Origin of the sequence: Cellulomonas sp. ATA003 (genome assembly GCF_031582905.1) — a bacterium.
Taxonomy (GTDB): Bacteria; Actinomycetota; Actinomycetes; order Actinomycetales; family Cellulomonadaceae; genus Pengzhenrongella.
The window spans coordinates 65444-78585 of sequence record NZ_CP133990.1; the positions used below are offsets into that span (position 1 = coordinate 65444).

Below are 13142 nucleotides of genomic sequence, written 5' to 3' on the forward strand. Positions count from 1 at the left end.
TCGCCGGTCACCGTGGCGGACCCGACGCCCTGGCCGTCGAGCTGCACGGTGAGCGCGCCGCCGGTCGGCACCGCTGCGGTGCCGCCGTCGATCCGCACGTCGAGCACCGCCGGCGTGCCCACCGTGGTGGTGGCGTCGGGGACGACCAGCGTCGTCGTCGACGGCACGACCGTGACGTCCACGCGCTGCTCGGCCGGGAGGTAGTGGGCGTCGCCCGGGAAGGACGCGGTGACCGTGTACGTCCCCGGTGCCCACGGCATGGCGCCGTCCGGTGCGACGACGACGCCGCCGGTCGCCGTGAGCGTCGCGGTTCCCGGCTGGGCGGCACCCGCGTGCGGGACCCCGTCGTCCGTGCGACCACCGACGACGCCGCACCGTAGGACCAGGTGCTGTCGCCGCGGACCTCGAGCAGGACCGCGGCCGGCGCCTTGGTGACGACGACGGGCAGCAGCTCGCTGGTGCGGGCCCGGTAGGACGTGTCACCCGAGTACACCGCGGTGACCGCGTAGGCCCCGGGGGCCAGCAGTGACAGGTCTGCCGTGAGCTGGTCGGATCCCACGTCCAGCCCGGTGCCGAGCGGCTCGGACGTGCCGTCGGTGCGCTGCACCCGGAACGTCAGCGAACCGGTCGGGGTGTCGGCGCCCTCGACGCCGGGCACGGCGCCGGTGACGACCGCCGGGGAGCCGTAGGCCCAGGTGGCCGGCCCCGAGACGGTCACACCGGCGTCGCCGGTCCGCACGTGCACGGTGGCGTCGGCCTTCGCCTCGGTGTAGCGCGTGGTCCCGAGGTAGCGCACCCGCGCATCGAGGTCACCCGCGGTGGTGGTCGGCACGGGGACGGTCACGGTGCCGTCCTCGCCCAGGTCGAGCGTGCGGGCCTCCCCGCCGACCGTGACGACGACCTGGCCCTCGGTGACCGGCGTGGTGGTGCCGTCGCGCACGACCCGGACGGTCGCGGTGGCCGGTGCACCGAGCAGGACATGCCCGTCGCCGGGGACCTCGACCTGCACGGCCGTGGTGATGGCGTCCACGGTGACTGGCCGGTCCTCGCTGCGCGAGGTCCGGTAGAGGGCGTCACCCGCGTACGTCGCGGTGATCGTGTGGTCGCCCGGCTCGAGCGACCCGAGGTCCAGGGTCGCCGCCCCGGCGGCGTCCACGGCGACCGGCTGCGCCGGTCGCCCGTCGACCGTGAAGGTCACGGCGCCGGACGGCACCGCCGTGCCGGACTTCGGGGTGACCGTGGCGGTCACGTGCGCGGGGTGCTCCCACGTCCACCGGTCCGGCCCGGACAGCGTGACGGACGTGGCGGCGGGCGTGACCTCGACCGACGCGGTGCCGGTCGCCGGCAGGTAGAAGGCGCTACCGGGGTAGGTCGCGGTCACGGTGTAGCGGCCGGGAGCCCAGTCCATGGCCCCGTCCGGGGCGATCCGGTCGCCGCCGTCGACGGTGAGCGTCGCGTCCCCCAGCTGGGCGAGGTGGCGGCCGGCGGGACCGGTGACCCGTGCCGACACGGTGGAGTGCGCGCCGTACACCCAGGCCTCCGGGCCGTCGACGACGGCCTCGACCGACACCGGGGCGCGCTCGACGACGACCTCGATCGGTGCGGTCGTCACCGGGACGTAGGTCGAGTCACCTGCGTAGGTGGCCGTCACCGTGTAGGTCCCCGGGGCGAGCCGGCTCAGGTCGGTGCCCGCCTGACCGTCCTCGAGCGGACCGTCGCCGTGCGGCATGCCGTCCACGTGGAAGGTCACGGTGCCGGTGGGCGCGTCGGCACCCGGCAGCCCGGCAGCCGTCGCCGTGAAGCTCGCGGGGGAGCCGTAGGCCCACGTGGTCGGTCCGGTGAGCCGGACCGCCGCGTCGCCCGCGGCGACGGACACGCGTCCCGTGCCCGCGCTGCCGATGTGCGTCCGGGTGCCGAGGTACTCGGCGTGCAGGACGACGTCGCCGACGCGGCTGGTCGGGACCTCGACGGTCACGGTGCCGTCGGCGCCGACCTCACGCATGACGTCGAACACGCCGAGGCGGCTGTCCGTCCGGAGGCGGACGGTGCCGGAGGTGATCGGCGTGCCGGTGCCGGTCCGGGTGACGGACACGGTGGCGGTGGTCGAGGTGCCGACCGTCGTGCTCGCCGTCGGCGTGGTCGTCAGCGTCGTGGTGGTGGGCACCATGCCGACGACGACGTGCTGCGGCGTGATGGAGGTCGAGCCGGCCTGGAGCGCGCTGCCCGAGTAGGTCGCGACGACGTCGTGCGCACCGGGGTCGAGCGCGTCGAGGGAGAGGGACGCCAGCCCGTCGACCAGCGGCACCGGCGGCTGCGCGATGCCGTCGACGACGAACGTCACCGACCCCGAACGCGGGGCCGGGCCGGTACGCGCCTGGACCAGGGCGTGGACCTGGCCCTCGTCGCCGTATGTCAGGAAGCCGGTTCCGGACAGGACCGTGTCCGTCTCGGCGTGCGTGACCTCGAAGGTGAGCTCGGCCGTGGCGGCCGCGTAGTGGTCGTCGCCGGGGTAGTGCGCGGTCACGGTGTGGTTGCCGGGCTTCCAGTCGCGCGTGTCGACGTGGGGCTGCGGGTCGCCGCCGTCGACCGTGTAGGTGACGGTGCCCGTGGGGTCGTGCCCGGTGACGTGGCCGATGCCGAAGAGGTTCGCGGTGATCGGTGCCGCCTCCCCGTAGGCGCGGGTGGTGCGGCCGTCGTGCACGACGATCTCGAGCGACGGCGTCGCCCTGGCGACCTCGACGACGACGGGCTCGGTCTGGGTCGGGACGTAGCTCGCGTCGCCGGAGTAGCGGACGGCGACCTCGTGGCGGCCGGGCGCGAGCCGGTACAGGTCGATCGGCAGGGTGGGTATGCCCGCGTGGAGGAACGCGGCGTGTCCCCAGGGGGCACCGTCGACGAGCGCCTCGACGATGCCGGTGGGCGCGTCGGCGTCGGGCACGCCCTTCAGGTGGGCGGAGAAGCCCGCGCTGTCGCCGTAGGCCCAGGCCGTGGGGCCCTCGAGGTCGATCGTCGGGGTGGCGGGCTGCACCGCGAGGGTGGAGCCGGTGTGGCTGGCCGTCCACTCGCCGCGACCGAGGTACTCGGCCTGCACGGACAGGTCCCCGGCGGTGCCACCGCGCAGCTCCCAGCGCGCGGTGCCGTCCGGCCCCAGGGGCACGACGACGCTGTGCAGCGACGTGGTGAACCGGACGTCGCCGCCCGTGACGGGTGACCCGTCGTCCTGGCGGACGACGGTCGCGACGGCCGTGGTCGGTGCGCCGAGGAGCGGCGCCCCGTCGAGGAACGAGACGGTGGTGCTGGTGGGGAAGGCGGTGACCTCGACGACGAACGGCGCGTACTGCTCGACGGGGGCGTGGGTCTTGTCACCCAGGTACACCGCGGTGACGTGGTACGTCTGCGCGGGCAGGCCGCTGAGGTCGAGCGTCGCGACGCCGTGCGCGTCGAGCTCCGCGTGCACCGAGGTGTGGCCACCGCTCAGGGGCTCGAGGTCGAAGAGGACGGTGCCGACCGGCGCAGGCAGGTCGGCGTGCGCGCCGCGGTGCGCGACCGTGGCCTGGACAGACGCGGGACGGCCCTGGGGGTGGTCGACGGGCCGGTCAGCGTCAGCGTGCTCTCGGCGCGCGAGACGTCGAGCCGCGCGGGGACGGACTCGGACGCCGCCAGGCGACCCGGCACACCCGGGAACGTCGCGACGACGTCGCCGCCCCACGCGGAGCCGGGGAGCTCGCAGGTACCGGACCACGTGTCGACCGACAGGGGCACGAGGGTCGCCTCGCATGCCGTGGCGGACCCGAGCGAGACCATGACGGGCGGCACGACGACATCCGACGGGACGTGCCCGCCGTGCGTGGTCACCGTGGCGGTCGCGGTGACGGGCTGGCCCGGGAGCACGCGGGAGGGGTGAGCGCGAGCTCTGTCGTCGTCTCGGTGACGGAGGCGACGTGGAAGGTGAAGGTCGCGTCAGGCGCCGAGTACAGGTGATCGTCCCCGGCGCACCAGACGGTGACGGGCTCGGTGGAGTCAGCCCGGTACTCCGCCTCGAAGGTGTCGGAGCCGGTAGGTCGGCCCCAGTCGCCCCAGCTCCAGCCTCCGATGTTTGACCAGTGCGTTCCCGCGGGGCAGGACCATGTCACTGAGGTGGGTTGGCCGGGAGCCGCCGGCATCGGCGACTGCTGGAAGTTCGTCGGTCCGGCCGGCATGGCCGACCCGGGCGCGGCGAGCGCCGTCATGCCGGCCAGCGCGACCGCGAGGCTCACTCCGGCGGCCGCGGCGCGGCGGAGCCGGCGCGGCAGAGGGATCGAGGATGCGGCGTGCATCGGGGGATGTCCTTCGGGCGGTGGGAGCGCGCCGCCGGGGCCCGGGGCGCGGCGGAAGGCACCCGTCTGGCTGTCACGCACCCGTGCGCACACGCTCGTCCGTCTTCCGCGTCGGACAGATCGGCGGTCGACCGGCCGATGTGACGACTTCCCGCGCTGCGCGGGTGACCGGTTGCGCGATTTCGTGCATGATCTCGGGGCGCGCCGCGGGCCGCCAGGCGTCAGAGTGTGCCCGTGACCGACACCTACGACGTCCTCGTCCTCGGGGCCGGCCCCGCCGGCACCTCCGCCGCGCTGCGCGCCGCCGAGCTCGGCGCCCGCGTCGCCGTCGCCGAGGAGCGACGGACCGGCGGCACCTGCGTCAACACCGGGTGCGTGCCCACCCGGGTGCTGGCGAAGACCGCGCGCCTCGTGCGCGAGGTCCGCACCGCCGGCATGTACGGGATCACGGTCGCCGCACCGACCGTCGACTGGCCGACGACGGTCGCCCGCGTCCGCGCCACGGTGGATCGCGTGCTCGAGGCGAAGTCCGACCCCGGGCGGCTCGAGGCCGCCGGGGTCGACCTGCTGCTCGAGGGTCGCGCGCGCTTCGTCGGCCCGCACGAGGTCGAGCTCACCGGGACGGGTCGCCGGGTGCGGGCGGACTCGGTGATCCTGTGTGTCGGCGGGCACTCCCGCCGGCTCCCGGTCCCCGGTGCGGAGCTCGCGACCCTGCCGGAGCACGTGCTCGACCTGCCCGACCGGCCCCGCCGGGTCGCGATCATCGGTGCCGGCAACACCGGCGCCCAGCTCGTGACCATCCTCAACGCGTTCGGCAGCGACGTCACGCTGCTCGAGGTCGCCCCGCGCATCCTCATCTCCGCCGACGCCGCCGTGTCCGCCGACGTCGCCGGTGCCTTCACCGACCAGGGTGTGCGGGTGCTCACCTCGGTGGAGACCGTGGTGTCACTCGCCCGGGCCGACGACGGCGCCATCGACCTCACCTGGCGAGTGGACGGCGCGGAGGAGACCGCGCGGTTCGACGCGGTCATCATGGCGGCCGGCTGGCCCGCGTCGGTGGAGGGGCTGGGCCTGGAGGCGGCCGGCGTGACCGTCGAGCGCGGGCGGATCCCGGTCGACGAGTACCTGCGCACCGACGTCGGGCACATCTTCGCCGCGGGCGACGCGAACGGGCAGGCGATGCTCGTGCAGGCCGCGCACTTCGAGGCGGAGGCCGCGGCACGCAACGCGGTGCTCGGCGCGACCCAGCGCAGCCCGCACCACCTGCTCCCGTCCGGCGGGTTCACCGACCCCGACTACGCCGGCGTCGGGCTCACCGAGGAGCAGGCGCGCGAGCGTGACCGCGACTGCCTCGTCGCGCACGTGCGGTACGACTCCATCGAGCGCCCGATCATCGACGACCGGCCCCGGGGTTCCTCAAGCTCGTCGCCGACCGTCGTCGCGAGCTCCTGCTCGGGGCGCACGCGGTCGGGGAGAACGCCGTCGAGGTCATCCAGGCGGTCACGACCGCGATGGCGGCCGGGATCGACGTCGCGACGCTCGCCCGCGTCGAGTTCGCCTACCCCACCTACAGCGCCGTCATCGGCGTCGCGGCCCGGCAGCTGCTCGCGCAGCCGGCGTCGCAGTGACGCCGGCCGCGCGAGCCGCCGCTGGTCGGTCCGGCGGTGCGGGTCAGCCTTCGTAGCCGGCGATGACGTCCAGCGTGGCCTGCGCGGCCTGCTCCGGTGTCATCGACCCGAACAGGACCTCGCTGCCGATGCGGCCGACCTCGGCGTCGAACGTCGCCGCGCTGCTCGGGGTGACCTGCGGCGGGTCGACGACCTCCTCCTGCATGGTCGAGGCGAAGTCGAGAGCCATCACGCCGGTGGGTGACAGCTGGGGCCGGATGACCTCCTGGATCGCCGGGATGCCGGGGACCCCGCGCTCGACCCCGAGCACCAGGGCGGCCTCCTCGTCGTTCAGCATGAAGTCGACGAGTGCGGCCGCCTCCGCCGGGTGCTCCGTCGTGGAGGCGATCGACCAGTACATCGACGCCTTGTTGACCATCTGCGGCTCGCCGGGCTCGACCGACGGGAGCCGCAGGAGCTGCAGCTCGGTGCCGCTCGCGTCGACGAACGCCTGGATCTGGGTGTGGAACTGCAGGTGGAACGCCGAGGTGTTCGTGCCGAACGGGCTCTGCTCGATCGAGGTGACGATGGTCTCGGTCTGCAGCGACGGCTGCGGGGTCGCGCCCGTCTCCTCCATGCGCTTGGCCAGCGCGTAGAACTCGGTGAGCGTCTCCTCGCTCACGGGCTCCTCGCCCTCGCGCGGGAACACCTGCTCGCCGTTCTGCCGGGCGTAGGCGGCCACCTCGGCCGAGTCCATCCCGAAGAAGTCCATCCCGGTGATGCCCTCGTCGCCGAGCGCCTCCGTCACCTGCGCCGACATCTCGACGAAGTCGTCCCAGGTCCAGGTCGTGTCGTCCGGCATCTCCAGGCCGGCGCGCTCGAGGATGGTCGGGTTGACGCCCACGGAGTAGATCGCGATGCCGACCGGTGCGCCGACGATCGTGCCGTCCACCTCGCCGGTGAGCAGCACCTCGGGCTCGATCGTGCTGACGTCGAGCGCGTCGGGCTGGGACTCCAGGTCCAGCAGCGACCCCTGCGTGCCGTAGGCGTTGATCTGGCTCTCGTCCATCTGGACGACGTCCGGCATGTCGCCGGCCGCGGCCCCGGTGGCGAGCTTGTCCCAGTAGCCGTCCCACGTGCTCCACTCGGGGACGACCGTGACCCCGGGGTTCTCGGCCTCGAACATGTCGATCACCTCCTCGGTGATCTCGGCGCGGGCGTCCGCGCCCCACCACGTGAAGCGGAGCTCGACGTCCCCGCCGGCGGCGGCCGGGTCGTCGTCGGTGGCGGTGCCCGGGTCCTCGCCCTGGCCGCAGGCCGTCAGGACGAGGGAGCCCGCGGCGACGAGGGTCACCGTGGTGACGAGCGGCCGATGCGGGCGGCCGGAGCGGGATCGGGTGACGGGGCGGGGGATGCGCATGGTGTCTCCTCGGGGTGGACAGCGGGCCGGAGCGGTGCGGCACCGTCCGCACCCGACGTCGTCGTCGACGCCGGTCTGTCGGGGCTCAGGTGGCGGGGTGTCTCGCCCGCCACGCGGACTCGGGTCGCCTCATCGAGGTCCCTCGTCGAGCCTCGTCTCTCTCCCCGAGCCTACGCCGGTCGCCGTCCCTCCACGCCCGCCGGAGGGGTCGCCATGGTCGCCACCGCCACCGCCACCGCCACCGCCGCCGCCGCCGAGCGCAGCGACGGCGCCGCTGACCCCTGAGGGCCAGACTGTCGCCATGGAGCGACGACGTGTGCAGGACCGTCTGGTCGGGGCGGCCGTCGCCGTCGGGGTGCTGGTCCTGGTCGCGGTGGTCGGGCTGTGGTGGGTCACCGACCCGGTCGCCGACGAGCCCGCGTCGCCCCCGAGGGTGACCTCGGACAGCACCGGCGGCACCGGCGGCACCGGCGGCACCGGCTCACCGGTGGGCGTCGACCCGCCGTCGGACCTCGCGGCGGGAGAGACCTGGCTCGGTGACTTCACGCTGGACGCGGGTGCGCTCGCCACCCCGGACTCGCGGCTGCGCGACGTGCGCGCGGTCGGCACCGACGCGCGCACCGGGCCGGACGGGGTGACCGTCGGGACGCTCGCGGTGGACGCCACGGTGCCGTTCGACGTGGTCGCCGACGGGATCGGGGGCGGACCACGATCCGCGCCACCGACGACCCGTCGCAGGCGACCGTCGTCCGGACCGTCGAGATCGCGGGCCGCGAGCTGCGCGTGGCCGCCACCGGCACGATCGAGGTGGAGCGCGGGCGCCTGGTCATCGAGCCGCGGTCGGTGGACATCGGCGGCCCGGACCTCCTCTCCGGAGCGCTCGGTGGGATCGCGCGCCGCCTGGTGACGATCGACCAGGACGTCGAGGGCCTGCCGGAGGGCCTCGTCCTGCAGGACGTCGTCGTGCAGGACGACGGCTTCCGCGCGACGCTGCGCGGCGACGACGTCGTGCTCGCGCAGTAGGTCGTTCGCGCACGGGTCTGGCGCGCTGCGGCAGAGCGACCGCGGGACGCCCCGGGTGACGCGGCCGGCGAGGGCTCAGCGGCCGCGCGGCCGGTCCGTCCCCGGGAGGACCCGCGGCGTCAGCACCGGCTCCGCCGCCGGCTGGTCGAGCAGGAACCCCTGCACGGCGGGGCACCGCATGGCACGCAGCGCCGCGAGCTGGGCGGCGGTCTCGACGCCCTCCGCGACGACGTCGATCCCGAGCTCCCGGCTGAGCGTGACGAGCGACTGGACGACTGCCGCGTGATGACGGTTGTCGGGGAGGCCGGCGACGAACGAGCGGTCGATCTTCATGGCCTGGATGGGCAGCTGGGTCAGATGCGTGAGGGACGAGTACCCGGTGCCGAAGTCGTCGAGGAACAGCTGGACCCCGATCTCGCGCAGACGGGCGAGGGAGCGGCGGTGGTCGTCGTCGCCGGCCAGGATCGCCGACTCGGTGAGCTCGAGCGCCAGGGCGTCCGGCGGCAGGCCGGTCTCCGTGAGCACGGCGGCCACGGTGTCCGGCAGCCCGGGGTCGTCGAGCTGACGGGGGACACGTTGACGGACACCCACGGTGTCGCACCCGGCTCGGTGCCCGGCGCCGCGTCCCGGTGCCACGCGGCCGCCCGGGCGCACGCGGTGCGCAGCACCCACGTGCCGAGCGGGACCAGCAGCCCGGTCCGCTCGGCGCTCGGGACGAAGAGGCTGGGGAGCTGCAGGCCGCTCGTCGGGTGCTGCCAGCGGACCAGCGCCTCGACCCCCGCCACCGCGAGGTCGTCGGCGCGCCGGACCGGTTGGTAGTGCAGGCGGAACTCGCCGTCGGCGAGGGCCTGCTCGAGCTCGGCCTCGAGCTCGCGGCGGCGGCGGGTGGAGCGGCGCAGCCCCTCGTCGAACAGCTGGACGTGGCCGCGGCCGCGAGCCTTGGCGCCGTACAGCGCGGCGTCCGCCTCGCTGAGCAGGGCGGCGGCGGTGCGGGCCTCGGGCGGTGCTCCGCCGGCCCAGGTCACCCCGAAGCTCGCGCTGAACGCGAGCGGGGTCCCGGACACGACCGCGGGCTCGGTGCACGCCGCCTGCAGCCGGTGCGCGAGCCGCATCGCGGCCGTCTCGTCCGGCACGGGCTCGCAGAGCACGGCGAACTCGTCCCCGCCCAGGCGCGCGACCGTGTCCTGCGGGCGGACCACGTCGACGAACCGACGTGCGGCCAGGGTCAGCAGGTGGTCGCCGGCGGCGTGGCCGTAGGTGTCGTTGACCGACTTGAAGTCGTCGAGGTCGACCATGATGACCGCGACGTCCGCGCCCCGGCCCGCCTCGTCCGACGTCGGCCGGCGGGCGAGCGCCTGGTCGAGGCGGTCGAGGAGCAGGGCGCGGTTCGGCAGACCGGTCAGCGGGTCGTGCAGCGCCTGGTGACCCAGGTGCTCGCGCTGCGCGACCTGCTCCCAGGCCGTCGCGACGACGCGGGCGAGCCGGCCGACGGCGTCGACGTCGTCGGGGCGGAACCGGTGGCGGCGTCGGGCGTGCACGGCCAGTACGCCCGTGACCTCCTGCGCGCCGCGGACCGGGACCGCCAGGCCGCTGACGACGCCGCGGGTCAGCAGCGGCTGGGGTGGCGCGATCCGGGGGTCGGACCGCAGGTCGGCGGAGACGAACGGCTCGCCGGTCTCGACCACCCGCATGACGTAGGACCGCTCGGGCGCGATCGGCAGGACCGTGCCCGGCGCCAGCGGCTCCGGACCGAGCTCCTCGGCGACGCGCATCCGGCCGTCCGGCAGGCGCCGCACCGCCGTGCCGTAGTCGGCGTGCGTCACGGCGACGGCGACCCGCAGCGCCTCGCGCAGCAGCGCGTCGGGCTGGTCCGCGGTGAGCGCCCGGTGGCTGAGCTCGGCGACCGCCTCCGAGACGACGGCGCGGCGGCGGAGCCGGGCGGTCAGCAGCCGGTCCCGCACCGCCAGCGCCGCCGCCAGGCCTGCCCCGGCGACGCCGAGCAGGGGAGGCCGCAGGGTCCGGGGCGGGCGCGGACCGGGGCGCGTCGGGGGACACCTAGTCCCCGGTCGCCGCGTGCTCGGCGCAGTGGCGGGCACGCCGGTCGGAGGACGTCAGCGGAGGCAGGTAGTGCGTCCCGGTGACGATCGTCTGCGCGGTCAGGGCCGCCTCGAGCTCGATCGTCCGGGCGACCAGCGCGCGGGTGACGTCGTCGGGGGCCGCGGCGAGCAGCTCGGCGTGACGCCACGCGGACTCGCGCCACGTCTGCAGCACCTGCAGGAGGGCGGTGTAGCCGACGCCGTACGGCGTCCACGGGACCCGCACGGTGGGGTCGAGGTCGGCGGCGATCTCGGCGACGAGCGGCTCGACGACCCCGTTGAGCATGCGGTTGATCCGGTCGTGGTCCACCTTGCGGCTCGTGCCGTCCGGCGCCACCAGCCCGATCGCGGCCAGGGCGAACGGCAGGTCCCGGTTGACGTGGGCGTTCATCCCGAGCAGCAGGTCCCCGACGCCGGCGACCCGGCGGTCGTCCGCGGCGCCGAACGCGATCCGCCACGCGGGTGGCACCCGCTCGGCCCGGCCGGCCGACCAGGCGTCCCACGCGTCGAAGTACATCTTGGCGAAGACGACGTCCTGGTGGTTGACGAAGGACGGGTCACGCAGGAACCCCGGCGTCAGCGCTGCGTCGAGGTAGCTCTCCGTCGTGCGCAGGTAGGCCAGCCCGAACACCGCCCCGTGCGAGCAGTCCGCGACCAACGGCTCGAGGCGGCGCTCCATCTCGCGGATCGTGCGGCGCACGCAGGACGTCCGGCCCGCCACGCAGTCGTCCGCGCTCGTCGGGGAGAACTGCCAGGCGAGGGCGGGCAGGGTCGCCGTCCACCCGACGAACGGCGGGTCCTCGGTGGCTGCGGCCGCCACGGAGTGTGGGGCGGCGAGGGCGGGAGGGGAGGCGGTGGCGGCGGTGCCCGCGCGGGCGGACGTCGCCGCCGTGGCCCCTGCCGGCAGCGCGGGCGCGGTGATCGCGAGTGCCGCGAGGGTCGCCACGACCGCTGCGCGGCGTGGTCGCCGCGACCTGCGGCGACGGTCTGCTCCAGGCATCTCGGCTCCGTCCCTGCGCAGCGACGCCGGTCCGCGTCGCGCCCTCGTCGTCGGTGCACGCCGGTCCACGTCGACCTCGATCGACCCTAGCCGGGGGCGCCCGGATCGGCTCGACGGGCCGGTGACGGCCGGGCGCACGCCCGGCAGGTGTGGTGAGGTCGGTGGCGACCCGGAAGCCCCACGGACGCGAGGTGCGAGATGACCAGGCCTGTCGACGACGTCGGACTCGGTGCGGCGCAGGACCCGCTGGTCGTGGCGCTCGACGTCGGGTCGACGGCGAGCCGCGGCGGGGTCTACGACGCGACCGGACGACCGGTCACCGGGCTGCAGCACAAGGTGCCGCACGCCTTCACGACGGCCCCGGACGGCACCTCCGAGATCGACCCCGACGCGGTCGTCGCGGAGATCGAGGAGATCCTCGACGCGCTCACCCGCGACCCGGCGCTCGGCACCCGGATCGCCGGGGTCGCGATGGACACCTTCGCGGCGTCCCTGCTCGCGGTGGACGCCGACGGTCGCCCGCTGACCGGGTGCCTGACGTACGCCGACTCCCGCTGCGCCGGTGAGGTCGCGGCGCTGCGGGCCGAGCTGGACGAGCACGCCGTCCAGCAGCGCACCGGCACCCGGATCCACACGAGCTACCACGCGCCGCGGCTGCGGTGGCTCGCCGGTGCGGACCCACGGACCTTCGCCGCAGCCGCGGGCTGGTGGTCGCTCGGGGAGTACGTGCTGCACCGCCTCACGGGGGTGGACGCGGCCGGGACCGCCACCGCCGCGTGGACGGGCCTGCTCGACCGGCGCACCGGCGAGCTCGACGCCGAGCTGCTCGCGGCGGCCGGGGTGCGGCCCGAGCAGTTCTCCCCCGGCACGACGTCGACGACCCGGTGCACCCGACCCACGGCGTGCGGTGGCCGGCGCTCGCGGACGCCGTGTGGTTCCCGGCGATCGCCGACGGCTTCGCGAGCAACGTCGGCGCCGGCGCGACCGATCCCGGCGTCATGGCGGCCGCCACGGCGACCAGCGGCGCGATGCGGGTGCTGTTGGACGGCCCCGCCGACCCGCTGCCGTTCGGGCTGTGGAACTACCGCGTCGGCGCGCACCGGTCCCTCCTGGGCGGAGCGCTCAACGACGTGGGCCGCGCGATCAGCTGGGCGCAGAGCACCTTCGACGTCGGCCGCGACCGCGCCTCGGTGCTGTCCGCGGCGCCGTCGTCGGGCACGCCGCTCGTGCTGCCGTACCTGACCGGGGAGCGCGCCCCGGGCTGGGTGGCGGACGCCCGTGCGGTGCTCGCGGGGGTCACCGCGTCCACCGACGGCGACGACCTCTTCCGCGGGACGGTCGAGGGCATCGCGATGACCTACGCCCGGGTCGCCGCCGAGCTCGCCCCCGCCGCGCCGGACGCCGCGCAGATCATGGCGTCCGGCCGGGTCAGCAACGACCAGCCCGATTGGTTGCAGATCCTCGCCGACGTCCTGGGCCGGCCGGTCACGCACGTGACGCTCAAGCGGTCGACGCTGCGGGGGACCGCCCTGCTCGCCCTGGACGTCCTGGCGCCGGACGTCCCGCGCGCCCCGCGGGCGACCGGCGCGACGTACGAGCCGGTCCCCGATCGTGCCGACCACTACGCCGAGCGCCGGGCGCGCTTCGGCGCGGTGTACGACGCCGTCGTGGCGCGCTGAC

9 protein-coding genes and 2 pseudogenes are annotated in these 13142 nt (G+C 75.4%); 5 read left to right on the top strand and 6 right to left on the bottom strand.

Features of this window, described 5'->3' with window-relative positions; translation table 11 throughout:
• Positions 1 to 7 precede the first annotated feature (7 nt).
• Genes REH70_RS00345 through REH70_RS00355 form a run of 3 tightly spaced genes read right to left on the bottom strand, consistent with a single transcriptional unit; the run spans position 8 to position 4316 of the window.
• Positions 8 to 3520 carry an Ig-like domain-containing protein gene (locus REH70_RS00345; RefSeq protein WP_310754456.1) on the bottom strand — a complete coding sequence of 1171 codons (3513 nt, stop codon included), beginning with the start codon at positions 3518 to 3520 and terminating at the stop codon, positions 8 to 10.
• On the bottom strand, positions 3475 to 3855 hold the full coding sequence (locus tag REH70_RS00350; RefSeq protein WP_310754488.1) for a hypothetical protein: 381 nt from the start codon (positions 3853 to 3855) through the stop codon (positions 3475 to 3477). The genes REH70_RS00345 and REH70_RS00350 overlap by 46 nt, the downstream gene beginning before the upstream one ends.
• The gene (locus tag REH70_RS00355) at positions 3852 to 4316 is read right to left on the bottom strand and encodes a hypothetical protein (RefSeq protein WP_310750443.1); all 465 of its coding nucleotides are present in this window, start codon (positions 4314 to 4316) and stop codon (positions 3852 to 3854) included. The genes REH70_RS00350 and REH70_RS00355 overlap by 4 nt, the downstream gene beginning before the upstream one ends.
• 234 nt (positions 4317 to 4550) lie before the next feature.
• Here REH70_RS00355 and REH70_RS00360 point away from each other — a divergent pair.
• A pseudogene (locus REH70_RS00360) lies at positions 4551 to 5465 on the top strand (FAD-dependent oxidoreductase); the annotation flags it as partial.
• 299 nt (positions 5466 to 5764) lie between these two features.
• On the top strand, positions 5765 to 5944 hold the full coding sequence (locus REH70_RS00365) for a hypothetical protein (RefSeq protein ID WP_310754457.1): 180 nt from the start codon (positions 5765 to 5767) through the stop codon (positions 5942 to 5944).
• Between the two features lie 43 nt (positions 5945 to 5987).
• On the opposite strand, the gene REH70_RS00370 is transcribed toward REH70_RS00365, so the two are convergent.
• Positions 5988 to 7343: an extracellular solute-binding protein gene (locus REH70_RS00370; RefSeq protein ID WP_310750444.1), complete on the bottom strand. Its 1356-nt coding sequence runs from the start codon at positions 7341 to 7343 to the stop codon at positions 5988 to 5990.
• 783 nt (positions 7344 to 8126) lie between these two features.
• Between REH70_RS00370 and REH70_RS00375 the strand changes: the two genes are divergently transcribed.
• The gene (locus tag REH70_RS00375; RefSeq protein ID WP_310750447.1) at positions 8127 to 8366 is read left to right on the top strand and encodes an LmeA family phospholipid-binding protein; all 240 of its coding nucleotides are present in this window, start codon (positions 8127 to 8129) and stop codon (positions 8364 to 8366) included.
• A 75-nt stretch (positions 8367 to 8441) separates the two neighbouring features.
• Here REH70_RS00375 and REH70_RS00385 read toward each other — a convergent pair.
• Both REH70_RS00385 and REH70_RS00390 read right to left on the bottom strand, forming a co-directional pair.
• Positions 8442 to 10462, bottom strand: a pseudogene (locus tag REH70_RS00385) (putative bifunctional diguanylate cyclase/phosphodiesterase).
• On the bottom strand, positions 10422 to 11462 hold the full coding sequence (locus REH70_RS00390) for a DUF5995 family protein (protein WP_310750454.1): 1041 nt from the start codon (positions 11460 to 11462) through the stop codon (positions 10422 to 10424). The pseudogene REH70_RS00385 and the gene REH70_RS00390 overlap by 41 nt, the downstream one beginning before the upstream one ends.
• A gap of 198 nt (positions 11463 to 11660) precedes the next feature.
• On the opposite strand from REH70_RS00390, the gene REH70_RS00395 reads away from it, so the two are divergent.
• The gene (locus REH70_RS00395) at positions 11661 to 12704 is read left to right on the top strand and encodes an FGGY family carbohydrate kinase (protein ID WP_310750456.1); all 1044 of its coding nucleotides are present in this window, start codon (positions 11661 to 11663) and stop codon (positions 12702 to 12704) included.
• Entirely contained in the window at positions 12653 to 13141 is a 489-nt protein-coding gene (locus REH70_RS00400; RefSeq protein WP_396134604.1) for an FGGY-family carbohydrate kinase, read from the top strand. The genes REH70_RS00395 and REH70_RS00400 overlap by 52 nt, the downstream gene beginning before the upstream one ends.
• Position 13142: the final 1 nt, after the last annotated feature.